The following is a 24,983-nucleotide window of genomic DNA, read 5'->3' on the forward strand; positions in this document are numbered from 1 at the left end:
AATAACCTTTTATGTTCCTTGCAAAGCTAGCACTGCTGAGGCTTTGTCAAATTGCCAGAAATAGCGTGCGCTAGCTGGTTTACCGATGTAATAGCCTTGCGAGTAATCCACTCCCAAGTTGATAAGTTCGTTGTTTAATGCTTCCGACTCTACAAACTCAGCCACGGTTTTGTGGCCAAGTTGATTAGCAATATCAACCAAGGCTTGAATAAAGACCTTATCTTCATTTTGATTTAGAATTTCGCGAACAAAAGAGCCGTCGATTTTTAGATAATCAAAAGGCAGATGTTTCAAAGAATGGAAAGATGAGTAGCCCACACCAAAGTCATCCAGCGCAATGGCGCAACCTAAAGCTTTAAGACGGCGAATATGTTCTTCCGCTTGCTTCATATTTGGCAGCGCGGCGGTTTCAGTAATTTCAAAGATAATCATATCGCCGGCAATATTGCGGCTAACAAACTCTCGGGCAATGCGCGCAATCACTTTTTCACTACAGAAAGAGCGTGCCGACAAGTTAATTGCTAGTTTGTCAGTAAAGCCGTTACGCAGGTTAGTTTCCATTTGCTGTAGGGCTTGCTGCACTACCCACAAATCAATTTTATCAATTTGGCCGTTTTTCTCTGCTGCCAAAATGAGCTGGTAGGGCGAATGTAATTGCTCTTTTTCATCACGTACGCGCAATAGCACTTCGTAATGTTCAACCTTGTTGAGCTTGTTATTCATGATCGGCTGATAGTGCAGCTCTAGCCGATCACGCTCAATGGCGTTTTGCGCTAAGTCTAACCAGTAGTGCTTTTTAGCAAGCTCTGAGTCACTATTTTCCGCTTGGAAGGTAACTACACAGTTTTTACCCAGCTCTTTGGCTTGGTTATTACAAATATCCGCCTTGGCCATGAGATCTTCAAAACCATTACCATGTTCAGGGAAGGCAACAATGCCCACACAGGCGGAGGCAGTATGAATAATGTTATGCCCTGGCACACTTACCTGCGCCAACATGCTGATGATTCGCTGAGCAACTACTTCGGAGTAAGCAAGGCTAGTACCTTCCAAATAAATGGCAAACTCATCACCGCTAATTCGCGCTAATAAGGTATCGTTTGGCAGCAAGCGTTCTAGGCTAGAGGAGACTTGGCGCAACATTTCATCGCCTGCACCGTGGCCACTAATATCGTTTACGTATTTGAAGTTATCCAGATCCACCATCAGCAAGCAACCGTAGCGTTTTTCTTTCACCATTTGAGTGATCACGCGCTCAAACTTACGGCGGTTAGGTAGATCGGTTAAGTTATCGTAGTTGGCAACCCACTCTAGTTCTTCGGCGCGGCTTTTAAGCTGCTGCTCTAAAGCTTCTAGCTGATAAGAAAGGCGAATTAAAGTGTGGTTAAGCTCGTCAGACTCATCTTGCAAAAAGCGTTTGCCATTGCTCTCTAGGTTACGACGAAACAGGTTATGCGACGAGCGGGCTAATAGCGGCAAATTATCAATGGTTCGGCGGATCCGCCTAAGCGATGGGCTAAGCGCGAATATAATAATCGCGCCGGCAAAAACCAGCGCACCAATACCAAATAGCAAGTTATTGTAATCGGCACGCTTTAACTGATTAAGCTGAGTATTGATGTCGTTGACGATGGCGTAATAAACAGGTTTTTGCTGACTAGTATTATTTACCTTAAAAGCATGTAACTCGGTAAGCCCCATTTCGGTATTAAACTGCTCTACCCCGTTAACAATATCTTCGGCATTTAAGCCTACCAATAGGTCTTGCACCATTTCACGAAACGCTGACTCAGCATACAGTAGCTCAACGCTATTATCGTCGTTCAGCTCAACCAAAAAGTGGTGGCTACCTTGGCTGGCAGGGAACAGCTCCAGCAAACGCAAAGAATCAATACTGTAGAAAACTCGATAACTTCCCTGCTCTTCCATTTTCTCCAAGTCAGTAGCGATAATAATGCGACAGCTTAAGGGACAATCGAGAATCCATTTAGCATCAACATCCTCGGGATCTTTTAGCATCCACTCTAAGGCTTTTTCGCTATGCGCTATATAGCCAAACTCGTATTTTAAACCTTCTAGAGGATCTACCACCGCAATGCTACGCACCGGCAGTTCAGTATTAGCTCGTAGGTCTTGCCAGAAGGAATCAAATATTGCAGGTAGGTTTTCTTGTTGATAAGCATCAAAACGATAAGACTGACTGGAGGTTACACCCTGTAGGCGCGAAAACACATCACGATAGTATTTTTGCAGCTGGTATTGCTGGTTGTCGATAACTTGCGCGCGACCAAGCAAAAAGAAGCTCTTTAAGTTGTCATGGTTAAAGCTGATTAAGCCCACCAAGGTCACTAACAAAACACCGCATAACAGCAGCAATGCTTTACTGGCTAAACCTAATCGCAAATCGCGCATGCTCAATTTGTTCCCTATACCAAGTCTGAGGCCATATCGCCTTTGGTTTCTAGCCACTGTTTACGATCGCCCGAGCGCTTCTTGGCTAACAACATGTCCATCAGTTGCACAGTGGCTTCTTCCTCTTCAACGGTTAGTTGAACTAAGCGGCGTGTATTTGGATCCATGGTGGTTTCGCGCAATTGCAACGGGTTCATTTCACCCAAACCTTTAAAGCGCTGAACATTCACTTTACCGCGTTTTTTCTCCGCTTCGATACGATCTAATATGCCTTGCTTCTCATCTTCATCGAGAGCATAGAATACTTCCTTACCCACATCGATGCGGTACAAAGGCGGCATGGCCACGTAAATATGTCCCTGCTCGACTAATGGACGGAAGTGCATCATAAATAAGGCGCACAACAGCGTGGCAATGTGTAACCCATCGGAGTCGGCATCCGCCAGAATACAGATTTTTCCGTAACGTAAACCGCTTAAGTCATTGCTGTCTGGGTCTATTCCAATGGCAACAGAGATGTCGTGAACTTCTTGCGAGCCCAATACTTCTGTTGCATCAACTTCCCAGGTATTGAGAATTTTTCCGCGCAGTGGCATTACAGCCTGAAACTCACGTTCTCGGGCCTGCTTAGCACTACCGCCGGCTGAGTCACCTTCTACTAAAAACAGTTCGCCGGTTAGCGGGTCTTGACTAGTACAATCGGTAAGTTTGCCAGGTAATGCTGGACCTGAGGTGACCTTTTTACGGGCAATTTTTTTGGTTGAGCGAAGTCGACGCTGAGCATTACTAATGAATACTTCGGCTAATAGCTCTGCTTGATCAGTATGAGTATTCAGCCACAAGCTAAAAGCGTCTTTAACGATGCCCGAGACAAAGGCTGCTGATTGGCGTGAAGACAAACGTTCTTTAGTTTGTCCAGCAAATTGAGGGTCTTGCATTTTTACCGACAAGACATAACAACAGCGATCCCAAATGTCATCAGGAGTTAGCTTTAAGCCACGCGGCAGTATATTGCGAAACTCACAAAACTCGCGCATGGCATCAAGCAAACCTTGGCGTAAGCCGTTTACATGTGTACCACCTTGCGCGGTGGGAATAAGGTTTACATAGCTTTCGGTGATGCTTTCGCCACCTTCTGGCAACCAGCTTACCGCCCAATCTACCGCTTCGTCTTTACTTGAAAATGCCCCCGTGAAAGGATCTTCTGGCAGGCTAATGTAATCTTTAAATGATTGGCTTAGATAATCTTTTAGGCCGTCTTCAAAATACCATTCGTCGTTTTGCTTATTAACCTTGTCGACAAACTTAATGTTTAGACCAGGACAAAGTACCGCTTTAGCCCGCAATAAATGACGTAAACGTGATACTGAAAATTTAGGACTATCAAAATAACTCGGCGTTGGCCAAAAACGTACTCGGGTGCCGGTATTTCTTTTACCTACGCTGCCCGTCACCGTTAACTCTTCAACCTTATCGCCATTCTCAAAGGCCATTTCAAACAGTTGACTGTCACGGCGCACTTGAACTTCAACCCGTGAAGACAAGGCGTTAACTACTGAAATACCCACACCATGCAAACCACCAGAGAACTGGTAGTTATCGTTAGTAAACTTACCACCGGCGTGTAAGCGGGTAAAAATAAGCTCTACACCACTGACTTTTTCTTCTGGGTGAACATCGGTAGGCATACCACGACCATCATCAATAACTTCGATTGACTGGTCTTCAAATAAGGTGACTGTAATAGCACGAGCATGGCCGGCTAAGGCTTCATCGACACTGTTGTCGATAACTTCTTGGGCTAAATGGTTGGGGCGAGTGGTATCGGTATACATGCCAGGACGGCGTTTAACCGGGTCTAAACCACTTAATACTTCAATAGAGTCTGAATTATATTGATCAGCCATGATAGAAATTGTTACCTAAGTGCCAAAAAGTCGAGAATGGCAGCACAGTGATTTTCAAATCCTTGAAAACTGTGGTCGCCGCCTTCTTCAATGGTGAAAGTTGCTCCCTTATATTCTGTGACTGCTAAATTAAAGTCCAGCACTTCATCTGCCGTTTGTAGCATCACCCAAAGTCGCTGCTGACAACTTAAGTGACTTACTTCTAATTGCTTTAACTGTTCGATGTGCTGTTGTTCTAATTGATAATGCTGCTGAGTATAAGGGTTTTGTTGCTCGCCTAAATAGTCTTTTAGCAGTTCATAGGGTTTAACTGCTGGATTAACCAGCACCGCTTTAGCTGAGGTTTGCTGAGCCACTCGAGTGGCTAAAAAGCCGCCCAAAGAACTACCCACTACACCGAGCTTTTTACCACGGTGTTGATCGAGAATACCTTCAATCTGCTGCCAAGCGTCGTTTGGATAACAGGCAAGCTGCGGGCATACCAGCTGAATTTGAGCTTTATATGGTTCAAGATACTGGGCCATTGCTTGCGCTTTAGCCGAATTAGGAGAGCTATTAAATCCGTGTAAGTACAATAATACTGATGGTGGCTCCACTCAATAACCTTTCGATTTAGGGTCGGGAAGAAAACTGCGCTCAGATAAACGCCGCAAGCGAGTGGCAATGCGTCCTTCAGCAGTTAATTGCAAGTAACGCCAACCAGGCTGCTGGTGATCTAAGGCAAAATTGGCCGATAAGGGTAAAAACTGAATACAGGTACTTGGGGTGGCAATAAACGCAATGCCATCAAACTGAAATTCATAGTTTTGATGGACATGGCCAAATATGACTCCGCGAACATTTGGATAATCAGCAATCACCGCAAAAAACTCATCAGCATTTTTAAGGTTATGTTGATCTAGCCATTTACTGCCCACGGGAATAGCTTGATGGTGCATAGCAATTAGCACATGTTTATCGGGATACTCGGCCAAAGCTTCAGCTAAGTTGTCTAACTGCCGTTGACTCATCACTCCATGAGGCTCACCTTCTAACTGGGTATCCAACATAATGATTTGCCAGTGCTCGCTCACCAATTGCTTTGCCGCTAACACCCCATGCTGCTCAAGTGTCAGCATGTTTTCTTGCATGTCATGGTTACCCGGCAACCAAACGCAAGGGCGATCTAAGTCAGCAATTCGCTCAGCAAAACGTTGATAAGAGCGCTTGGTGTGATCTTGAGATAAATCACCCGTAGCGAGAATGTACTCGAAAGGAATGTTGTCACTTTGGATATTTTCGATGACTGCAGTGAAACTGTCATTGGTATTAACCCCCAATAAGCCGGTTTGCTCATCGGCAAACAAGTGGGTATCGGTGACCTGCAATAAGTGCACACTTCCGTCTGGTGCTGTGTTTATGTTTAATTTAGTAAATGCCACAATGTTTTCTTGTAGTTTGCTTAAGCAAACTCAACTTTAATCCGCTGTTTTAAACAAAATACCAACCAGTCATTAAGAAACTGATTTGTTTGATGCTTTTCATCTTGGTGATGCATCTTTTTATTCGGGTAATCATACCTTGGTTTTAGCTTATAAATCTGCTGACTAGCACACACTTCCGCCAACCGTGCATCGTGATACAAGCGCACCAACAGCTGAGGCTGTAGGTAATTATAGGCTTGGGCACTGGCTTGCCTTATCTCATAAAGTGCGGTGTAACGAGTAAGCTCTTTGCTTTCTAGCAAATAATCTTCACCCAGTTTAGGGGTCAAACGTAGTATTTGCCCCACTTCAAGCGGCCCTGGAAACAAACGCGTCATCAAGCTGTAATTGGCAGCATAAAGCTGCATCAACTGGTCGAGGTTGACTCGATAACGGCTAGGGCTAGTATTACTGGGCATCACCATCGCCATCATTTTGCCACTGCTGACGCACCTTCTGCAAATTCAACTGCAACCACTGAATGGCAATCACCGCCGCAGCATTATCGATAACCCCTTGTTGCACCCATTCAAAAGCCTGCTCGCGACTAATTACTTTAACAAGTATGTCTTCGTTTTCTTTCTCTAGGCCGTGAACACCACCCGCTTGGCTAGCGTCCACTTCACCAATATACAAATGAATGCGTTCACTTAAACCACCAGCCCCTGGTAAAAAGCTATTGCAAGAAAACACCCGTTTAACGGTTAAACCGGCTTCTTCTTCAGCTTCACGTACTGCTACATCTAAGGGAGGCTGGCCACTGTCGAGCATGCCAGCAACAATTTCTAATAACCAAGGGCTAGCGCCTGTTTCCACGGCACCAATGCGAAATTGCTCCACCAACACCACTTGGTCTAACTTTGGGTCAAATAACAAAATACCGGCAGCATGTCCGCGGTCCATCATTTCGCGCTGAATCCAGTTGCTCCATCCGCCTTGATATAAGCGGTGGCGCAGAGTATAGCGTTGCATCTTGAAGAAACCTTGATATACATCTTCTACATCTTTGATTTCCACATCTTGGTGGGAGAATTGACTACTATTTTGTAACTTTGTCATATTGACCAAGACTCCTTTTTGTAACGCTTGGTATAAAAATTGTCAGAACTTATTGATCAAACACCCGCTTGACCTTAATTTATGCTTTTTCTTTGTTATCTAGGTCTTACTCTACAAATAAAGCTGGTATAGACTAGCATTAATTAAACTGTGGTAGTTTTAAACTATTAAGATTTAGTCTAAACAAAGTAAATATCTATTCCCGAAATAACCTCGCTAAACACAGCGACCAAAGGAAAGGCGTAATGAAGCTGAAAATCAAATCGTTAATATTAGCTTGTGGAATGAGTTCTTTAGCATTCCAAGCCCAAGCTGATGATTTATTGCAAATTTATCAATTAGCTCAAGAGAAAGATCCTGTAATTTTGCAAAGTAAAGCTCAGCGTGACATCGCCTTTGAGCAAATTACCGAATCTCGTGCATCTTTGCTGCCACAAATTGGCTTTGGTGCTGGCGCTACATATACCACCACCAGCAATGATGCTATCGACAGCATTACTAATACCACTGCATCAGTTGGCCTTAGTCAGTCGCTGTACTCAAAAACCAACTGGACTAGCTTAAGCATCTCTGAAAAGAATGCGACACGTTCAGAAGCCTTATACGGTAACGACGTACAAAGCCTGATTATTCGTGTAAGTAACGCTTACTTTAACGTATTACGTGCAATGGACAACGTTACCTTTGTAGAAGCCAACAAAACGGCAGTGGGTCGTCAGTTAGAGCAAACTAAACAACGTTTTAACGTTGGTCTTACTGCGATTACTGATGTTCACGAAGCCCAAGCTGAATATGACCGTACCCTTGCCCAAGAAATTCAGGCGCGTAACGACTTGTCTAACAGCTACGAAGATTTACGTGAACTAACTGGTTTAGAGCACCGCGAACTAAACATTCTTAATACTCAGCGCTTTGAACCAAACCCACTTGAGCAAGGTTCAGACTTTTGGTTAGCCACAGCAACCGACCGTAACCTAGAGCTAAATGCTCAGCGCATCGGCAAAGAGATTGCCCAAGAGCAAATTGAGTTAGCCCAAAGTGGTCACTTACCAACCCTAGACTTAACTGCAGGCATTGGTTACGACAATAACCAATATGGAAATGACATTTATGACTCATCAGTAGGTGGCAGTGCCAACGCTGGTAATATTGGCCTTGAGTTCAACTGGCCTATCTACCTAGGTGGCAGTATTGATTCGCAAGTAAGACAAGCGCAGTTCAGCTACATCGCTTCGTCTGAAGCACTAGAGCAAACTTTCCGTACAGTGCAAAGCACGGTTAACTCTGTAGTAAACAACGTTAGCGCCAGCATTGGTTCGGTTAAAGCCTTTGAACAAACTGTAGTTTCTTCACAAAGTGCGCTAGAAGCCACTGAAGCTGGTTTTGAAGTAGGTACTCGTACCATTGTTGACGTACAAGACGCTACTCGTAACTTGTACTCTGCAAAAAGCGATTTATCTAACGCGCGTTATGATTACATTCTTAACATGCTTGCGCTTAAACAAGCTGCTGGTACTTTAACCGAAGAAGACGTAGCTTTGGTTAACTCAGGTTTAATGCCAGCTCAGTAATCCAGCTAGCAAAACAACCTGCAATAAAAAAGGCGCCAATTGGCGCCTTTTTTAAATCTAGGGAAAAGCTAGTCGATTTGATTTTGACGAATAGACTTAATGATTTCCGAGGTTGAGCAACCATCTTCAAAGTTAAGCACTCGCACTTCACCACCGTTAGCAATCACTTCTTTTCCGCCAGCTATTTGCTCTGGTTGATAGTCTCCGCCTTTCACCAGTAAGTCTGGCAACAGGTTAGCAATTAAACGCTGCGGGGTGTCTTCGCTAAAATCAACCACCCAGTCAACGGCGCCTAAACCGGCAAGTACCGCCATACGGCGATCTACACTATTTACCGGACGCCCTTCGCCTTTTAAGCGCTTAACAGAGTCATCACTGTTTACCGCCACAATCAATCGGTCACCCAAGGTGCGTGCGTGATTAAGGTAAGACACATGACCAGCATGCAAAATGTCGAAACAACCATTGGTCATTACTACCGTTTCACCGCGACGTTTAGCAGCCTCTAGTGCAAACTTAAGTTGCTGCTCACTCAATACACCAAAGCCTGTTTCCTGCGAGCCGTACACGGCGTTGGCAAGCTCAATGGTAGACACCGTAGACGTACCCAATTTACCAACCACAATACCAGCTGCAGCATTAGCTAAGGCACAAGCGTCATCTAAGCTTGAACCAGCGGCAAGTGAACTGGCTAAGGTAGAAATCACCGTATCACCAGCACCGGTTACGTCATATACCTCTTGCGCTAGAGCAGCTAAATGCAGCTCCGGCTGTCCTTTACGGATAAGCGTCATACCGTGCTCGCTGCGAGTCACCAACAGGGCTTGTAGATCCAGTTGCTCAATTAGCGCTTCGCCTTTACTAATAATTTCGTCTTCATCTTTACAGTGGCCAACCACCGCTTCAAACTCAGAAAAATTAGGCGTTAGCAAGGTTGCACCGCGGTACTTATCAAAGGCACTGCCCTTTGGGTCAACCAATACAGGAACGCCAGCTTCACGCGCCAGCGCAATTAAATCGCCCACTTGATTTAAGGCGCCTTTATTGTAGTCAGACAAAATAACCACTTGATGCTGCTTAACCTGCTCGGCAAAACTAGCGGTTAAATCTTTGCTGTCTACTTCGTGAAAATTCTCTTCAAAATCTAAACGAATTAGCTGCTGATGACGGCTAAGAACACGTAGCTTAGTAATGGTTGGGTAGTCGGCAAATTTGGTAAATTGGCACTCTACGCCAACCGCTGCCAACTTATTTTCTAAGGCAATGCCCGCTTCGTCTTCGCCGCTCATTCCTAATAAAGTAGAGCCAGCACCTAAGGCCACGGCGTTTAAGGCTACGTTAGCCGCGCCGCCGGGGCGTTCTTCAATTTGTTCAACTTTAACCACTGGAACCGGGGCTTCAGGCGAGATGCGTCCGGTAGGTCCATGCCAGTAGCGGTCTAACATTACATCGCCAACTACTAACACCTTTGCTTGGGCAAACTCAGGGAGGGTTATTCTCATTGTTCACTCTCATCGAAAAATAATTACTAACAGTTTATCATAGTTAAACTTATGGTCTGCGGCATAATCTCTTGATATCCGGTAGACTTTACACATTATTACAGTGACAAAGTAAAATATGGCGAAAATTTCATCACCCAAGCTTAATGCACAATCTTTCCACCCAAAGAACTGGGGCGCTTGGGTATTAATTGGCTTTATGTTCAGCATTAGCTTGCTGCCTTATCGCGTTCAACATTACTTAGGTTTGGGCATTGGCCGTTTAGGCCGAGCACTGATGAAGTCACGCGTGCATATAACTCGTCGCAACCTAGAGATATGTTTTCCAGATAAAAGTGAAAGCGAGCGAGAGCGCATAGTTGAAGGCTGTTTTCGCCACCTTGGTCATTCAGTGGTGGATACCGCCAACGCATGGTTTTGGCCACAATGGCGCTTTGCAAAACACTTTAAGGTTGAAGGGCTTGAACATCTCAAGAAGGCCCGCGAACAAAAAGGCGGCATACTATTAGTCAGTGCCCACTTTTGGACTTTAGAAAGCCATGCTCGGGCCTATGGTACTTTGGATCCCGGTGTTGGAATTTACCGTCCTAACAAAAATTCGGTTTATGAGTACTTCCAATATCATGGTCGCACTAAGTCCAATAAGTATTTAGTGGATCGCACCGATGTACGCGGCATGATTAAAGCACTGCGCCAAGACAACGCAGTTTGGTACGCACCCGATCACGACTACGGTACCCACGCTGCAGTCTTTGTGCCGTTTTTTGCTCAAGATAAAGCCGCCACCATTACCGGCACCGCCACCCTAGCTAAGGTGAAAAACGTACAAATATTACCCACCTATGCACTGCGTAATGAAGATGGTTCAGGCTTTACTTTGGTAATTGAGCCAGCCCTAGAAAACTATCCGCAAGGTGATGATGAGCTAGATGCTCACACCATTAACCAAGTGGTAGAGAAAGCGATCCTACGCGCGCCCGAGCAATATATGTGGATCCACCGCCGCTTTAAGTCTCGCCCAGAAGGTGAAAAAGGCGTTTACTAATAAAAAGGCGCTTACTTTGTATTAAAAGTAGCGCCTTTTTTAAGCCTTAAAACCTTTGTTCAGTGCTAAGTAAACAGCTGTTGCCAAGTATCGGTGACCACACTTAAATCTTGCTTAAACTCAGCTTTATTAGCCAAACGCGGTAAACCTTGCAAACCACAGCGGTGACACTCATCGCGAATATCTAAATAGCTTTGGCTAAGCCCCTGCGCTTGTTCTGGCGTTAATAGCTCTAGCTCGGCGCAGCTTTCAAATATTCTTACATTATCGGTCCATTTACTTAGCTGAGGATAATCTTGGGTATGTAACAATACTAAGTATTGCGCAATAAACTCAATATCAACCATGCCACCAGCCGACTGTTTAAGGTCAAGAACCTCTTCGGTTTCTCGGCTTAAATGCCCCTGCATTTTACTGCGCATCTCTTGCACTTGCTTCGCTAGCTCTTTGGCTTCACGTGGCTGAGCCAATATCTTATGGCGCACTTGGCCAAAACCTTCTGCTAATTCTGCATCACCATAAATTACCCGCGCACGCACTAGCGCTTGGTGCTCCCAGGTCCAAGCTTCTTTCACCTGATATTGCTCAAAAGCTTCAATGGCCGACACTAACAAGCCAGAAGCACCAGAGGGCCGTAGTCGCATATCCAATTCATACAGTACACCTGAGGCGGTGCGGGTATTAAACAAATGCATAATTCGTTGTGCCAGCTTTAGATAAAACTGCTTACTGTCGATTTGCTTTGGCCCATTGGTATAAGTGCTGCTGTCGCTGTTATGTAAAAATACCAAATCTAAATCTGAGCTATAGCCCGTTTCAATACCGCCAATTTTGCCGTAACCCACTACCGCAAAACCGCGTTGCTGTTCGCTTAAATGCTCAGGGTAACCATGGCGTTCTATCATCTGACTCCATGCTTGCTCAACCACCGCACTAACTATCACCTCTGCCACTGCGGTTAAGTGATCGCTTACTTTCATTAGCGGCAAGGCTCCAGCAATATCGGCGGCAGTGATGCGCAGTTGTTGAATCTGCTTAAACTGACGCAGTGCCTCCATTTGCTGTTCCATATCATCGGGCGGAATGCGCAGCATAAATTCACGTAGCTGTTGGGCGTAACTGTCTTCGCTGGCTGGGTTGTACAATAACTTGGGATCTAATAGCTCATCCAACAGAATCGGGAAACTCGCCAACTTTTGCGCCAACATGGCACTGCCTGCGCAAAGCCTTAATAGCTGCTGAAGCGAAGCTGGGTTTTCTGCTAGCAGCTCTAGATAAGCGGTTCGCGACAAAATTCGCTCAAGCAAAACCATCACCCGCGGCAATACCAAGCTGGTTTGGGGATGCTCAAACAACTGTTGCAGTAAACTAGGCATCATTCGTTCTAGGGTTTGGCGACCACGCTGACCAATTTGGCGTTTCTCCACGGCGTGCATAAAGTGGTACATGGTTTCTACGCGGGCTTTTTGTTCTTCCTCGCTACAAACATGCTTGCTCATCAAGCTGGCCAGCGCTTCTCTATCTGCTCCACAGTGCCAAAGATCATCATAATCTTGACCCGCTTGATGCTCTTCCTGCTCTTCTTCACCAATTGCAGATTGGAAACAAGAATTCACTTGCTTGAGACCTTGCTGCAATTGTTGATAAAAGCTATCCCAATCATCATGGCCCATTACCCAAGCAATACGTTGCCGATCGCTGCTGGTATCGGGCAAGGTTTGGGTTTGCTGGTCATCCATTTGCTGCAGAATGTTTTCTACTTGGCGCAAATATAAATAGTGTTCACGTAGCATTTGAGTTTGCGCTTCACTCAACTCACCGTGTTCACTTAACTGCGACAAAGCCTGCAGCAGTGAGCGGGTTTGTAATACCGGCTCTCGTCCACCGCGAATAAGCTGAAAAGTTTGCACAATAAATTCGATTTCACGAATACCGCCCGAGCCCAGCTTGATGTTGTCGCGTAAACCTTTACGACGGATTTCTGAGTTGATCATGGCTTTCATCGAGCGCAGTGCTTGAATGGCACTAAAGTCAATGTAACGGCGATAAACATAGGGCTTAAGCATGGCCTGAATATCTTGGTCGAAACGTAAGTCTTGGTTAATCACTCGTGCCTTAACCATGGCGTAGCGCTCCCAGTCTCGGCCATGGTGCTGGTAATAATCCTCAAAGGCGGCGTAACTTACCGCCAACGGGCCAGACTCACCAAAGGGCCGCAAACGCATATCCACGCGAAATACAAAACCATCTGCAGTGGTTTGGTCTATCAGCTGAATCAACCGTTGTCCCATACGAATAAAGAACTGTTGATTGGCAATACTACGTCGGCCGCCTTGAGTTTCACCGTTCTCGGGGAAGCAAAAAATCAAATCAATATCGGAAGAAAAGTTAAGCTCACGCCCGCCTAACTTGCCCATACCAATCACCACTAAAGGTTGAGCATTTCCCTCTGCATCGCTAGGTGTGCCAGACTCACTGCAACAGCGCTTATACAACCATTGATTAGCACAATCTACGCAGCTATCGGCCACTGCTGAAACTTGAGCAAAGCTGTCTGTTACCGCTTGCTTGAGTAATAAGTCGCGCCAAGCAATAAGCACCATTTGCATACGGCGAAAATGACGCAATACCTTTTTAGCACCGTCATCAGTAATTTGCTCAGCCAACTCGGCACTTAGCTGTTCACGCATTTGCTGTTCATTTAAGGGCTGGGCTAATAGTTCTTGCTGCCAAATATCCGCTAATAAACTGGGCTGGCTAACGCAACTGCGGGCAATAAAATCGCTTAAAGCAAAAGCGGTTTTACTTTGTAATTGTTGCTGTTGGTCTAGCTGTTCAAGTAATTGAGGCGCTAACTCGATGAGGCGTTCCCAAGATTTAACAGCAATAGCAGATAGCTCGCTAGGGATAGGAAGAGTACTTGGCATGATGAAGAAAACCCGAATCCAAAATTTGGCTTAATATCATCATGATTTATGCTTGAGCACAAGCCAGATCGCAGGGAGTGTAAGCCATATCAAACTGCCATTTAAGCTGCGCCACAGATCCAAGCAAAAATCTGATTCGACAACCATTTATAGTGATGCCCAGCGGTTGTTAGACAAAACTGGCGTATAGTAAAATTAGCGCTAGTTACTTTTCGGAATTCATCAATGAAAACACACGTTAATGCCTTTGATCTAGTGATGCTGTTACTGTCGCTAATTGCCATTTTGATTGTAAGTAGCTTGCTGTTCTACCCGGCTGACTCGCAGCTTCGTGCCTTACTGATTAACCTTGATACACTTATTTGCGTAGTGTTTATTGTCCATTTTTTGCTAAGCGCTATACGCAGCAAATCCCCAGTTAATTATTGCAAACATCATTGGATAGATTTGTTGGCAAGCATACCCATGGTTGAGGCCTTACGTTTATTGCGCTTCTTCCACGCGATAAAACTGATAAAAGCCCTAAGCGAACAGCGCCACTTGTTAGCAAACTTAAAACATCGGCGGGTAGAATCGGCCGCAGCCACCGTGTTGTTCACTCTGCTGGTAATTATTTTGTTGGGTTCCATTGGCATATTACTGGCCGAACAAGACCAAGCTGGCAGCCAAATAAGTAGTGCGGGTGAAGCGCTATGGTGGGCGGTTGTCACTATCTCGACAGTTGGTTACGGTGACTTTGTACCAGTAACCGATGCAGGCCGGATTATTGCCGGCATCATGATACTCACTGGGGTAGGTTTTTTTGGTGCCATTTCCGGCTTAATGTCTACGGTATTGCTACGGGGAAAGTCTCAATCTGAACATCAACTAGAACAACTATTGTTAGCGCAGCAACAAGAGCAGCAACTTATTAAGCAGCAGCTCCATCAGATTCAACAACAACTGGATGAACTGGTCACTAAAAACAAATAACGAGGAGTATGCTTTAGTTACTGCGTAACTTAAGCCAGGCCGTGGCTAGCGCTTCATAAGCAGCGGTATCGGCTTTACCAATATGGCTCAGCCGCGGTATAAAGCTTTGCCAAGTATAATCAGCATGCCAGTTCTTCACCTGATAATAGGTGGGTGCAGCGGTAGGGTGAAGCCCATTTCTGGCAAATAGCAGCATCGCTCGTGGCATGTGAGAGGCTTGTGTGATTAAAGTGAGATTGGTATTTGGGTAAAGCCTAGCAATATTGCCCGCCTCTGCAGCGGTATCTTTAAGCTGATAACTGCGAATGATCCGCGAATCTGGCACTCCTAGCGATATGGCTAGCTTGGCAAGCATATCAGCATGCTGCACTCCGCTGCCTTCGTTGTCGCCACCAGACAATAAGATCTTCGCCTGCGGCTGTTGGCGCCACAAACGTACTGCTTCGGCAACTTTAATGGCGCCACAAGGCAAGACTTGACTGGTTATAGGTTGATTTTGATCTTGATAATGTAAGCAGCCCAATACCACTATCATTTGGGTATCGGGGGGCAGAGTATGTAAGCCGTTGTATTGCTTTTCCCAATGGTAGAGTAATGTGCCGCTCACCGGGTATAAGCTTAAACAAAACATCAGCAATATACTGACTAGCGCAAAAGTTCGAGCCAGTAGTTTACGCCCTAGCAAGCCCAAAATAAGGGCCAGCACCAGTAGTAACCATAGTGAAGTGCTAGGCATAGCCAATACGGTAAGCAGTTTTTTTAAGGCAAAACCGTCCACGTTTACCAATACACCGCTTGTTGCAAAGCTTGCTGGCGAGAAAACTCTAAGGCATCCAGCAGGGAGCGCTCTTTACGACGCACCCACTTTTCAATGGCTTGTTGTAGCTCAGTATCTTGCTCGGGCATTAGCTCACGCAGCGGTTTAAACAAACTCAGTTCTTCAATGCCCGACAAAATATCAACCCAAGGCAATCTAAAGTCTTGGCGTAGCTCCTGATCAAACAGCTCCCCTACACACATACCCACCAGCAAATTACGGCGCAGTTTAGTGGCTTGTTTCATGTAGGCATTACAATCAAGTTGCGGCTCAGCCAAGGGTGATTGCTGCAAATTATCCCAGCTGGTTTGCAACATGGTGGTGGCGATATTTTGAATATTCTCTTGCTGCAACGATTGACGATGCTGCCACTTAGCTTGATATAGCCAACGGGTGATTTTTAGCATCAAGCTACAGTAGCGAGCACTGTGCATTAGCTGGTAAACGTCGTCGGGTTGAGGTAAATCGTGCTGACGCTGTTTAAGGATCTTCAATAAAGAGCGCTGCTGCGGCAATTTTTTAATTAAGGCGCCACGTTCAGCGGTAAGTTTATTTAAGCTAGCGGCCTTCGTTAGCCAAGCAAACTGTTGGCGCAACCAGCGAAGCTCACTAAGCCAAGAGCACTCTACTAAATCGCGCTCACTAAACATTTTGCAGGCTTGATACAACATCTGCACAGCCAAAGACACTTGTTCTAAAGCGGCAAAACTGCGCTGCTCTACAAAGAGTTGTTCATGATATTGCCAATGCGCTAGAGCACCAGCAAAAATACGGTCTAAGCACTCACTACTGTTTTCGGCGTCACTCAGCTTAACTGCGGTTAAGGTTTTTACTTGTTGCACATGGGCAGTGGCTAACATATAGCCGCGCTGGGCCTTGCTAATGTTGGCCAAACGTAAGCCTTCAATAGTGGCAATCTCGCTGGCTAATTCAAACAGTTGGCTAATGTCGCCTTTAACAAACTCAAGCTCAATTTCGCAGATGGCTTCATGCTCACTGCCTGCGGTAAGCGAACCTTGGTCGAACGCAACTTCAATTAAGGTATCGTTTGGCAGGTCAACCAACCAAGTTTGTCTATCGAAGGTGGTGGTAAATAAGGGGTTGAGCTGATTATTGAGGCTGGCAAGATCGGCGCCGGCTGGCCATTCAACCTCTTCAAACAAGGCTAACTGTGGTTGACTAGATTGAACCACGCAGTTGTATTCGGGGCGTTGATGCAAGCCCCCTACACTGAGGCCATCGGTTTTAATGGTTTGAACATTGTCACCATCGCCACTGCGAATACGTAGGCCCATGCCCCAACGCATTAGTTGGCGGTCATCAGTATCAAAATAAACACTGGTGAGGGTTTTCACTTCGGTTTGCAGCACACTATACTGATTGAGCCGAGCCAATAACACCGACGCGCATTGAGGTGTAGCTAAGAGCTTGATTTCAATTTCATTGTTCATGGTTTATCCATGTAGGCTGATGCAGCGACCTGCTCCCTCTGTTCAGTTTTCAAACAAAACCTTTGATTCAGCTCAAGTAAAAAGCAACAATTTGTAAGATAAATGCTTGCACTTAAGCTCCGCTACGTTACCATGCGCCTCGCAAAAAATATATCCTTTGCATAGCTAATTGGAACACAGATTATGTCCGGAAATACAATTCTAGGTTTGTTCGCTAAGTCGCCAATTAAACCACTAGAAGAGCATATAAACGTAGTACACGAATGCTGTGAAGGTCTTGTACCTTTTTTTGAAGCAGTACTGAGTAAAGATTGGAAAACTGCGGCTAAGCGTCGTAGAGATATTTCAAACTTAGAAAAAGAAGCTGATCGCATGAAGCGTGAAATTCGCTTGAATTTACCCGGTGGTATTTTCATGCCAGTTGAACGTTCAGACGTACTCGAACTGCTTACTCACCAAGATAGAATTGCCAATAAAGCAAAAGACATTTCAGGCCGCATGTTAGGGCGAAAGATGGAGTTACCTCCCAAGCTTGCAGAAATGTTTATGACTTACTTAGCCCGCTGTTTAGATGCAACCGGTAAAGCTAAAGAAGTTATCAACGAACTAGAAGATCTGCTAGAAACTGGCTTTAAAGGCCGTGAAGTAGACCTAGTGAAAAAAATGGTACACGAACTCGACATCATTGAGGACGATACCGACGCACAGCAAATCAAAATTCGTCGAAAATTACAAAAGCTAGAGAAGAAACTAGATCCTATCGACGCAATGTTCCTATATTTCATCATTGAAGCTATCGGCGAACTTGCCGACCAAGCGCAGCGTGTTGGCGCTCGCTTAGAACTGATGATCTATCGCTAAACAAAGAAAATACTTAGGTAACTCCAATGGAAATTCTTGCAACTTACGGCACTACGCTGATTGTTATTGCGGCCGTTTTTGGCTTTGTTATGGCATGGGGTATTGGTGCCAACGACGTAGCCAACGCTATGGGTACGTCGGTAGGCTCTAACGCTATTACCATTAAACAAGCGATCATTATCGCGATGATCTTTGAGTTCGCTGGTGCGTACTTAGCCGGTGGTGCAGTAACCAATACTGTACGTAAAGGCATCATCGATTCTGGCGCCTTTGTTAATACTCCCGAGCTATTAGTATTCGGTATGATTGCCGCGCTACTGGCTGCTGGTACTTGGCTATTAATTGCCTCTTACAACGGCTGGCCGGTATCTACTACTCACTCTATTATCGGCGCCATTGTTGGTTTTGCTGCAGTAGGTGTAGGCACCGAAGCAGTAGAATGGGCGAAAGTGGGCGGCATTGTAGGTAGTTGGGTAATTACTCCGGCTATTTCTGGTGTATTTGCTTACTTAATTTTTGTGAGTGCCCAAAAGCTGATCTTTGAACATGACAACCCACTAGAAGCAGCTAAGCGCTACGTACCGGGTTATATGTTCCTAGCTGGCTTTATGATGGCACTGGTTACCATTAAGAAAGGCCTTAAGCACATTGGCTTAGAGTTAAGCAGTGTTGAAGGTTACGTTTGGGCTGTAGCTATTGGCGTACTGGTTGCGATAGTAGGTAAAGTGATTATTAGTCGCTTGAAAATTGACCCTAAAGCTGACCGTCAAATGCACTACACCAACGTAGAAAAAGTATTTGCGGTATTAATGGTAATCACTGCTTGTTGTATGGCGTTCGCCCACGGTTCAAACGACGTTGCCAACGCGATTGGTCCTCTTGCTGCGGTGGTTAGCGTAGTAAGCAACAACGGTGAAATTGGCGCTAAAGCGACGCTTGCTTGGTGGATTTTACCACTAGGTGGTTTAGGAATTGTGGCCGGTTTGGCATTGTTTGGTCACCGCGTTATTGCCACCATTGGTAAAGGTATTACTCACCTTACCCCTAGCCGTGGTTTTGCCGCAGAACTTGCAGCTGCAACTACCGTAGTTGTGGCCTCGGGTACTGGCTTGCCAATCTCAACTACTCAAACCCTAGTGGGTGCGGTATTAGGTGTGGGTATGGCGCGTGGTATTGCCGCACTTAACCTCGGTGTAGTACGTAGTATTGTAGTATCTTGGGTAGTAACGCTACCGGCCGGTGCTGCACTATCTATCGTGTTCTACTACATTATGTTGGCTATTTTTAACTAGAACAGCGCTAAACTAGTTAACTTTACTCACATTAACAACGTTGCTGGTTGAGACTAGCAACGTTGTTTCGTACACTAACGGCGAAACTATTTTAAATAAAGAGATACGCCGTGATTGTCAGAACCCTATCTGCTGCTTTTTTATCGCTTGCCCTCGCCTTCCCTGCTCTTGCTCAAACTCGTTACATCTCTGACGACTTATATGTCTTCATGCATTCTGGTCCTAGCAACCAATTTCGAATTGTGGGTAGTGTAAATGCAGGTACTAAAATCAATCAGGTTGAGTACAACCAAGAAAACAAATACGCCAAAATTGTATTAGAAGGTGGTCGCGAAGGTTGGGTAGAAGCCAAATACCTTAATCGCTCTCCAGGTTTAGCCGCACAGTTAGAACAAGTTAAAAGTCAGTTAGAAAAAAGCCAAACTGCACTTAAGCAACAGCAACAAGACAGCGGCGCGGCCTCTGCCGAACAAGTGGAACAAATTGACGCCCAGCAACAGCAAATTGAGCAACTTCAGGTGACTAACGATCAGTTAAACGAACAGCTAACTCAAATTAGCCAACAAAATAATGCCATTCAACATGAGTTAGACACCAAAGATGAAGCTGTGCAAATGCAGTGGTTTATGCGAGGTGCAGGTGTAGCCGGTATTGGTTTAATCCTAGGTATCTTGCTGCCGATGATCCCACGCCGCAAAAAACGTGATAATCAGTGGATGTAATCTCGAACATTTATTCCATTAAAAAAGGCGCTTAATGCGCCTTTTTTGTTATGCCTGTCACTCTACAAGCCATCAGAAATAACGCAGTTATCGAGTACTTTAACCAGATAGATTGAACAGTTATTTAGTACGATGGAAATTAACCCCAATCCGACAAAGCATTCAATCGGCATAAGTAGCCTGCCACCCGCAATACAATATCTTCAGAAATAACGCAGTTATCAAGCATTTTAACCATATAGAATGAACAGTTATTTAGTACGATGGGTATTACCCCCAATCCGACAAAGCATTCAATCGGCATAAGTTGCCTGCCACCCGCAATACAATATCATCAAGGCGAATCGCCACTAGCTCGATATTATTGGTCACAAAGTCACCCTCAATTAACTCTTTATCATTAAGCGTGACATAACGACGGTTGGGATCTGAAGAAAATACATGAGAGTTAAAAGTGATCGCCGGTACCAACTTTTGCACCTCTGGGTCGAGCGCCCCAACCATGGGAGCGTCATCATAATTACTAGGGTCAAGTTCCTGATCCCAACTTAAAGTATTGGTTGCCTGCACTGCGGCGGCAAAACGCTGCTCTAAGCCCTTTTCTTCTGCCGAGCTAGGCTTGGCAGACGCTGACGGCTGCACTGGCTCGGCTCTACTAGCAACAACATTATTGCTGGGGCTTGGTTGGGCCACTGCTTCAGCCGCTTGATACTGCGGAATAGGCGCATTTAATAAGGTTTCAAACTGCCTTTGGCGTAGTGCGAGTAAATCAACTTTCTCTAAGCCTTCTAATTGAGGTAAAGCTAGCAGCTCTATTTCCAACTCAGGCTCACCCACCCGAGAAACCCGCATAATAGGTTTTGTTTCTATCTCAGCTGCCACTGGCTTAACTGCTGCCACCACTTTTGGCGGCGCTGTCTCTTGGTTTGATTGCTGCCACAACCAAAATCCGCCAGCGCCTAAAGATAAAGTTAGCACCGAACTTAGCACTGCGGTTAATACCGGGTTAACTGAAGCCGGTGCAACTAAGGCAACGGCTTCACTTGGCTGATTGCGGCGCTGCGCGTCTAAAATACTGGACATTAGTTCAACTCCTGCAAGCGCGGTTGATCAACGTAAATCTGTTGGTTAAGACGTAATAAAGTAAACACACCGGCAATACCATCGGCACTTAGGCGATTTTGCTGTTGGAACTGCTGCACTTGGCGGCTTAACTGGGCATCAAAGTTAAAGGTTTTACGCGGACGCTGGCCTTGAATTAACGACAAGCTTTGCTCCAACCAATAAACCGCTTCGCCTTGGTTGCCTTGCTTAAGTACCCCGGTAAACCCTGGAGGTTGCTTCCACAGTACTTGAAATTCACCGTTCCAACGCTGGCCAAACCAAGATCGGCTAACCATTATCGCGCGGTCGCCCATCCACAATTCCAATGTAGGTCCCCAATGGCGCACCACCGCATAAAAATAGTGTCCCTCTTCCTCTAGCTCTACCACCGCAGGAAGATTCACTTCACGCAATGCCCGCTCGCCGCCAGTAAGGTTTAAACAATATAAGTTTAAGCTGGTCACCAAGTTACAGTTTGCTTGGGCATTCGCCACATCGTACCCCCAAGTGCGTAGCAACAATTGCCAAGAGCGTGCTGGCAAACTGTTGTTCGCGCGCAGTTGTTGCCACTCTTGTTTAATGGCTTGGATATCATCGGGGCTCTGCGCAACCACCACAGGTTCAACAGCAACAACTTCTACTTCCGGCTCTTCAAGCACTGGAGCAGGAGCAACAGCAACGAGAACTTGGCTTGTATCTTCAACTTTTGCAGGCTGCTGCAATACAAACCAGGCCACTACGATTAAACAAGCAGCCAAAGCACCACCGAGGACATAGTTAAGATTAATGCCTGATGCTTTAGGCTCGCCTAGCGCTACTTCTTCAATCGCTTGATTAAGCGCCTTTTTATCTACCTGCATTTGGTCACGGCCGTAAGCGGCTAGCAAGGCGCGATCGCATAACAAGTTAATTACCCGCGGAATACCCTCTGCGGCTTTAAACAATTGCTTAATCACAGCAGGAGCAAATAATGGCCGCTCACACCCTGCCACCATTAAACGGTGGCGTACGTAAGCTTCTACTTCATTCACCGTTAGAGGTAATAAATGGTAACGCGCGGTAATTCGCTGTGCTAACTGGCGCAAAATAGGCTGCTTTAGCTTTTGCTGTAACTCAGGCTGGCCAATCAGCACCACCCGTAATAACTTACGCGTGTCGGTTTCAAAATTGGTTAATAGCCTAAGTTGTTCGAGAACTTCTACCGACAAGTGCTGCGCTTCATCAATTAGCAGCATGGTATTGCCGCCTTGGAAGTGGTTTTCTAACAGGCGCTTGCGAATCGCGTCACCATAGTCTTTAACGCTGAACACTTCTCTATCGTATTCAATGCTAAGTTCATCACACACTGTGGCTAATAACTCTAGCTCGGTAAGACTAGGATTTAATACCAAGGCAACTTGAGTGTTTTCTGGTACCTGTTTAAGCAAGGCGCGCGACACCGTGGTTTTACCGGTGCCCACCTCGCCGGTAAGCAAAACAAAACCGCCAGTCTCGCCTAAACCAAAAGTAAGGTGAGCTAAGGCTTCTTTATGACGCTCGCTCATAAACAAGAAATCAGGGTTTGGCGCTATCGAAAAGGGACTTTCCTTCAAGCCAAAATAATCCAAATACATTAAACCGCTATCCTTTCACCGATTATGGCTGCCACTTATATCAGCAAGTCGCAATCCAAGCCCTATTGAGCATTGATAGGTGTATAATACCCCCACACAAGGCGTTTGTGGATATTAGTTAGCGAGGAGTGATAAGTGGAAACCTATTTAGTCGGCGGAGCAGTACGAGATCAACTACTAGGTTTACCAGTAAAAGACCGCGATCACCTAGTGGTTGGCGCCACTCCAGAGCAAATGTTGCAGCTTGGCTACAGCCAAGTGGGTAAAGACTTCCCAGTATTTTTACATCCTCACAGTCAAGAAGAATACGCACTAGCTCGCACCGAGCGCAAACAAGGCACCGGTTACACCGGTTTTTATTGTGATTTTTCCGCTGATATTCGTTTAGAAGACGATCTGCTGCGGCGCGACCTTACAGTAAACGCCATCGCCCGCGCTGAAAATGGCGACCTTATTGACCCTTATGGCGGTCAACACGACTTAGAAGCCAAGCTACTACGCCATGTATCACCAGCCTTTGTCGAAGATCCACTACGAGTATTGCGAGTAGCTCGCTTTGCCGCGCGTTTTCATCATCTAGGATTTAAAGTTGCCGATGAAACCATCGAGCTAATGCGAGAAATTGCTCAATCTGGCGAATTAGCCAGCCTAACCCCAGAGCGTATTTGGCGAGAGTTAGAAAAAGCGCTGAGTAGCCAATCACCACAAGTGTTTTTTGAGGTATTGCGAGAGGCTGACGCTCTGGCTGCCCTTATTCCTGAGCTAGACGATTTATTTGGCGTACCTGCCAGCCCCAAATGGCACCCAGAGATTGATACCGGTATTCATACCTTAATGGTGATTGAGCAAAGCGCTAAGCATGAATATGACGAAGTGGTGCGTTTTGCCGCTTTATGCCATGACTTTGGCAAAGCCCTCACTCCTGAAGAAAAGCTACCTTCTCATCCGGGCCACGGGCCTAAGGGCGTTAAGCTCATCAAAGCCTTTTGCCAACGAATAAAAGTCCCTAATGAATACCGCGATCTCGCTCTGCTCGTTGCCGAGCATCATATTACCATTCACAGCGCTTTGGAGCTTCGCCCCGAAACCGTATTAAAACTGTTTAACCGTTGCGATGCTTGGCGCAAGCCGCAGCGCTTTACCCAAATACTAGAAGCTGGCGTGGCCGATATTCGCGGGCGTTTGGGCTTTGAGCAAAACGATTACCCACCTTACGACTATTTGCTAGCGCAACTTGAAGTAGCCAATAGCGTGAATATTCAGGCCATTGTGCAACAAGGCTTTAAAGGTGAGGCAATTCGAGAGCAAGTGCATCAGGCAAGACTAAAACTGATTAAACAAGAAAAGCAACGTTACTTGCAGCAGCTAGAGCAGTAACTTAATCAAGCGCTAAGTAAAATAAAAAGCACGCTAATTAGCGTGCTTTTTTGGTTCTAGCATAATGTGGTTTAACTTAAGGCCAAAAAGGCAAATAAGGTAATACCCAGTAACATGCGGTAGATAACAAATGGCTTCATGCCAACCTTGTTCACCCACTTAATAAACAGGTGAATACAAGAATAAGCGCTGATAAACGACACCAATATACCTAGCGACATAGCAGACCAATCAATATCAACCGGATTATCAGCCATGTCTTTACCCATAAGTACACACGCGCCAACAATAACCGGAATAGACATTAAGAAGGAAAAGCGAGCAGCTGCTTCACGGGTAAGCCCTAACATTAAGCCGGCGGTAATGGTTATCCCGCTACGCGAGGTACCAGGAATAATCGCAATGGCTTGGGCAACACCCACAAACAGAGCTTGTTTCCAGCCAATTTTATATTCGTCGTGCACCAGCTTCGCTTGAGAGTCTGCCCACCATAACAAACCACCAAACACGATGGTGGTGGTTGCAATTACGTAAGCAGAACGCAAGTACTCTTCAATCATCGATTTAAATAAGCCGCCAAACAATACCGCAGGAATGGTGGCCAGTATAATTAGCCACGCTAGCACGGCTTCGGGGCTGCGATTACCGGCAAAAGAGCCTAGCCAAGCCTTTAACATTACCCATACTTCTTTTCTAAAGTAACCCAGCACAGCAAACAAACTACCTACATGCACGGCTACGTCAAAGGCGATGCCTTGGTCATCCCAACCAAAGATTTGCGAAGGCAAGATTAAATGGGCAGAACTGGAAATTGGTAAAAACTCGGTTAAACCTTGGATCAAAGCCAAAAAAATGGTCTCGAATGTACTCATTCTTGGTTCCTTGCTG

The 24,983-nt window shown here is 45.7% G+C and carries 20 protein-coding genes; 7 read left to right on the plus strand and 13 right to left on the minus strand.

The features are described from left to right. Nucleotides 1-9: 9 nt before the first annotated feature. The 6 genes from G6R11_RS11025 to nudF are packed head-to-tail and all read right to left on the minus strand — an operon-like array spanning nucleotide 10 to nucleotide 6,841. The gene (locus G6R11_RS11025; protein WP_163133130.1) at nucleotides 10-2,412 is read right to left on the minus strand and encodes a bifunctional diguanylate cyclase/phosphodiesterase; all 2,403 of its coding nucleotides are present in this window, start codon (nucleotides 2,410-2,412) and stop codon (nucleotides 10-12) included. Nucleotides 2,413-2,426: 14 nt separating this feature from the next. Next, nucleotides 2,427-4,319, minus strand: coding sequence for a DNA topoisomerase IV subunit B (gene parE / locus G6R11_RS11030; protein ID WP_163133131.1), 1,893 nt, complete (start codon nucleotides 4,317-4,319; stop codon nucleotides 2,427-2,429). An 11-nt stretch (nucleotides 4,320-4,330) separates the two neighbouring features. After that, on the minus strand, nucleotides 4,331-4,915 hold the full coding sequence (gene yqiA, locus G6R11_RS11035; RefSeq protein WP_163133132.1) for an esterase YqiA: 585 nt from the start codon (nucleotides 4,913-4,915) through the stop codon (nucleotides 4,331-4,333). Beyond that, on the minus strand, nucleotides 4,916-5,740 hold the full coding sequence (gene cpdA / locus G6R11_RS11040) for a 3',5'-cyclic-AMP phosphodiesterase (RefSeq protein ID WP_240352446.1): 825 nt from the start codon (nucleotides 5,738-5,740) through the stop codon (nucleotides 4,916-4,918). A gap of 20 nt (nucleotides 5,741-5,760) precedes the next feature. Further along, entirely contained in the window at nucleotides 5,761-6,201 is a 441-nt protein-coding gene (locus G6R11_RS11045; RefSeq protein ID WP_205472762.1) for a DUF1249 domain-containing protein, read from the minus strand. After that, a complete protein-coding gene (gene nudF, locus G6R11_RS11050; RefSeq protein WP_163133133.1) occupies nucleotides 6,191-6,841 on the minus strand; it encodes an ADP-ribose diphosphatase in 651 nt (216 codons plus the stop codon). Before nudF ends, G6R11_RS11045 begins: the two co-directional genes overlap by 11 nt. Before the next feature lie 245 nt (nucleotides 6,842-7,086). On the opposite strand from nudF, the gene tolC reads away from it, so the two are divergent. Then, on the plus strand, nucleotides 7,087-8,412 hold the full coding sequence (gene tolC / locus G6R11_RS11055; RefSeq protein WP_163133134.1) for an outer membrane channel protein TolC: 1,326 nt from the start codon (nucleotides 7,087-7,089) through the stop codon (nucleotides 8,410-8,412). A gap of 68 nt (nucleotides 8,413-8,480) precedes the next feature. Here tolC and hldE read toward each other — a convergent pair whose 3' ends face one another. Next, nucleotides 8,481-9,914, minus strand: coding sequence for a bifunctional D-glycero-beta-D-manno-heptose-7-phosphate kinase/D-glycero-beta-D-manno-heptose 1-phosphate adenylyltransferase HldE (gene hldE, locus G6R11_RS11060; RefSeq protein WP_163133135.1), 1,434 nt, complete (start codon nucleotides 9,912-9,914; stop codon nucleotides 8,481-8,483). Nucleotides 9,915-10,032: 118 nt separating this feature from the next. On the opposite strand from hldE, the gene lpxL reads away from it, so the two are divergent. Next, nucleotides 10,033-10,959, plus strand: coding sequence for an LpxL/LpxP family Kdo(2)-lipid IV(A) lauroyl/palmitoleoyl acyltransferase (gene lpxL / locus G6R11_RS11065; protein ID WP_163133136.1), 927 nt, complete (start codon nucleotides 10,033-10,035; stop codon nucleotides 10,957-10,959). A gap of 65 nt (nucleotides 10,960-11,024) precedes the next feature. Here the strand turns inward: lpxL and glnE are convergent, their stop codons facing one another. After that, the gene (glnE, locus tag G6R11_RS11070; protein ID WP_163133137.1) at nucleotides 11,025-13,886 is read right to left on the minus strand and encodes a bifunctional [glutamate--ammonia ligase]-adenylyl-L-tyrosine phosphorylase/[glutamate--ammonia-ligase] adenylyltransferase; all 2,862 of its coding nucleotides are present in this window, start codon (nucleotides 13,884-13,886) and stop codon (nucleotides 11,025-11,027) included. A gap of 225 nt (nucleotides 13,887-14,111) precedes the next feature. On the opposite strand from glnE, the gene G6R11_RS11075 reads away from it, so the two are divergent. Further along, a complete protein-coding gene (locus G6R11_RS11075) occupies nucleotides 14,112-14,858 on the plus strand; it encodes a potassium channel family protein (protein ID WP_163133138.1) in 747 nt (248 codons plus the stop codon). A 13-nt stretch (nucleotides 14,859-14,871) separates the two neighbouring features. Here the strand turns inward: G6R11_RS11075 and G6R11_RS11080 are convergent, their stop codons facing one another. Together G6R11_RS11080 and G6R11_RS11085 are read right to left on the minus strand one after the other, a co-directional pair. Further along, nucleotides 14,872-15,636: a YdcF family protein gene (locus tag G6R11_RS11080; RefSeq protein WP_163133139.1), complete on the minus strand. Its 765-nt coding sequence runs from the start codon at nucleotides 15,634-15,636 to the stop codon at nucleotides 14,872-14,874. 2 nt (nucleotides 15,637-15,638) lie between these two features. Beyond that, entirely contained in the window at nucleotides 15,639-17,126 is a 1,488-nt protein-coding gene (locus G6R11_RS11085) for a CYTH domain-containing protein (protein WP_163133140.1), read from the minus strand. Nucleotides 17,127-17,309: 183 nt separating this feature from the next. On the opposite strand from G6R11_RS11085, the gene G6R11_RS11090 reads away from it, so the two are divergent. The 3 genes from G6R11_RS11090 to G6R11_RS11100 all read left to right on the plus strand — a co-directional run bounded on the left by G6R11_RS11090 (nucleotide 17,310) and on the right by G6R11_RS11100 (nucleotide 20,001). Then, nucleotides 17,310-17,987 carry a TIGR00153 family protein gene (locus G6R11_RS11090; RefSeq protein WP_163133141.1) on the plus strand — a complete coding sequence of 226 codons (678 nt, stop codon included), beginning with the start codon at nucleotides 17,310-17,312 and terminating at the stop codon, nucleotides 17,985-17,987. Between the two features lie 26 nt (nucleotides 17,988-18,013). Continuing rightward, the gene (locus G6R11_RS11095) at nucleotides 18,014-19,279 is read left to right on the plus strand and encodes an inorganic phosphate transporter (RefSeq protein WP_163133142.1); all 1,266 of its coding nucleotides are present in this window, start codon (nucleotides 18,014-18,016) and stop codon (nucleotides 19,277-19,279) included. Nucleotides 19,280-19,389: 110 nt separating this feature from the next. Next, nucleotides 19,390-20,001: a TIGR04211 family SH3 domain-containing protein gene (locus G6R11_RS11100; protein ID WP_163133143.1), complete on the plus strand. Its 612-nt coding sequence runs from the start codon at nucleotides 19,390-19,392 to the stop codon at nucleotides 19,999-20,001. Nucleotides 20,002-20,271: 270 nt separating this feature from the next. On the opposite strand, the gene G6R11_RS11105 is transcribed toward G6R11_RS11100, so the two are convergent. Together G6R11_RS11105 and G6R11_RS11110 are read right to left on the minus strand one after the other, a co-directional pair. After that, on the minus strand, nucleotides 20,272-21,084 hold the full coding sequence (locus G6R11_RS11105; RefSeq protein ID WP_163133144.1) for a general secretion pathway protein GspB: 813 nt from the start codon (nucleotides 21,082-21,084) through the stop codon (nucleotides 20,272-20,274). Beyond that, nucleotides 21,084-22,718, minus strand: a complete 1,635-nt coding sequence (locus G6R11_RS11110) for an ExeA family protein (RefSeq protein WP_163133145.1) — start codon at nucleotides 22,716-22,718, stop codon at nucleotides 21,084-21,086. The genes G6R11_RS11105 and G6R11_RS11110 overlap by 1 nt, the downstream gene beginning before the upstream one ends. A gap of 135 nt (nucleotides 22,719-22,853) precedes the next feature. On the opposite strand from G6R11_RS11110, the gene G6R11_RS11115 reads away from it, so the two are divergent. Beyond that, complete coding sequence (locus tag G6R11_RS11115) at nucleotides 22,854-24,095, plus strand: multifunctional CCA addition/repair protein (protein WP_163133146.1); 1,242 nt, start codon at nucleotides 22,854-22,856, stop codon at nucleotides 24,093-24,095. Nucleotides 24,096-24,166: 71 nt separating this feature from the next. On the opposite strand, the gene G6R11_RS11120 is transcribed toward G6R11_RS11115, so the two are convergent. Beyond that, nucleotides 24,167-24,967, minus strand: coding sequence for an undecaprenyl-diphosphate phosphatase (locus G6R11_RS11120; RefSeq protein WP_163133147.1), 801 nt, complete (start codon nucleotides 24,965-24,967; stop codon nucleotides 24,167-24,169). Nucleotides 24,968-24,983: the final 16 nt, after the last annotated feature.

Origin of the sequence: Agarivorans sp. Alg241-V36 (genome assembly GCF_900537085.1) — a bacterium.
Classification (GTDB): Bacteria; Pseudomonadota; Gammaproteobacteria; order Enterobacterales; family Celerinatantimonadaceae; genus Agarivorans.

What these genes read in the sequence shown, in the direction of transcription:
- G6R11_RS11045 (WP_205472762.1), bottom strand. Translation starts at nt 6,201, where the DNA reads ATGCCCAGTAATACTAGCCCTAGCCGTTATCGAGTCAACCTCGACCAG.
- G6R11_RS11085 (WP_163133140.1), bottom strand. Translation starts at nt 17,126, where the DNA reads ATGAACAATGAAATTGAAATCAAGCTCTTAGCTACACCTCAATGCGCG.
- G6R11_RS11075 (WP_163133138.1), top strand. Translation starts at nt 14,112, where the DNA reads ATGAAAACACACGTTAATGCCTTTGATCTAGTGATGCTGTTACTGTCG.
- G6R11_RS11090 (WP_163133141.1), top strand. Translation starts at nt 17,310, where the DNA reads ATGTCCGGAAATACAATTCTAGGTTTGTTCGCTAAGTCGCCAATTAAA.
- G6R11_RS11105 (WP_163133144.1), bottom strand. Translation starts at nt 21,084, where the DNA reads ATGTCCAGTATTTTAGACGCGCAGCGCCGCAATCAGCCAAGTGAAGCC.
- G6R11_RS11095 (WP_163133142.1), top strand. Translation starts at nt 18,014, where the DNA reads ATGGAAATTCTTGCAACTTACGGCACTACGCTGATTGTTATTGCGGCC.
- parE (WP_163133131.1), bottom strand. Translation starts at nt 4,319, where the DNA reads ATGGCTGATCAATATAATTCAGACTCTATTGAAGTATTAAGTGGTTTA.
- nudF (WP_163133133.1), bottom strand. Translation starts at nt 6,841, where the DNA reads ATGACAAAGTTACAAAATAGTAGTCAATTCTCCCACCAAGATGTGGAA.
- lpxL (WP_163133136.1), top strand. Translation starts at nt 10,033, where the DNA reads ATGGCGAAAATTTCATCACCCAAGCTTAATGCACAATCTTTCCACCCA.
- hldE (WP_163133135.1), bottom strand. Translation starts at nt 9,914, where the DNA reads ATGAGAATAACCCTCCCTGAGTTTGCCCAAGCAAAGGTGTTAGTAGTT.
- tolC (WP_163133134.1), top strand. Translation starts at nt 7,087, where the DNA reads ATGAAGCTGAAAATCAAATCGTTAATATTAGCTTGTGGAATGAGTTCT.
- G6R11_RS11025 (WP_163133130.1), bottom strand. Translation starts at nt 2,412, where the DNA reads ATGCGCGATTTGCGATTAGGTTTAGCCAGTAAAGCATTGCTGCTGTTA.
- G6R11_RS11110 (WP_163133145.1), bottom strand. Translation starts at nt 22,718, where the DNA reads ATGTATTTGGATTATTTTGGCTTGAAGGAAAGTCCCTTTTCGATAGCG.
- G6R11_RS11120 (WP_163133147.1), bottom strand. Translation starts at nt 24,967, where the DNA reads ATGAGTACATTCGAGACCATTTTTTTGGCTTTGATCCAAGGTTTAACC.
- glnE (WP_163133137.1), bottom strand. Translation starts at nt 13,886, where the DNA reads ATGCCAAGTACTCTTCCTATCCCTAGCGAGCTATCTGCTATTGCTGTT.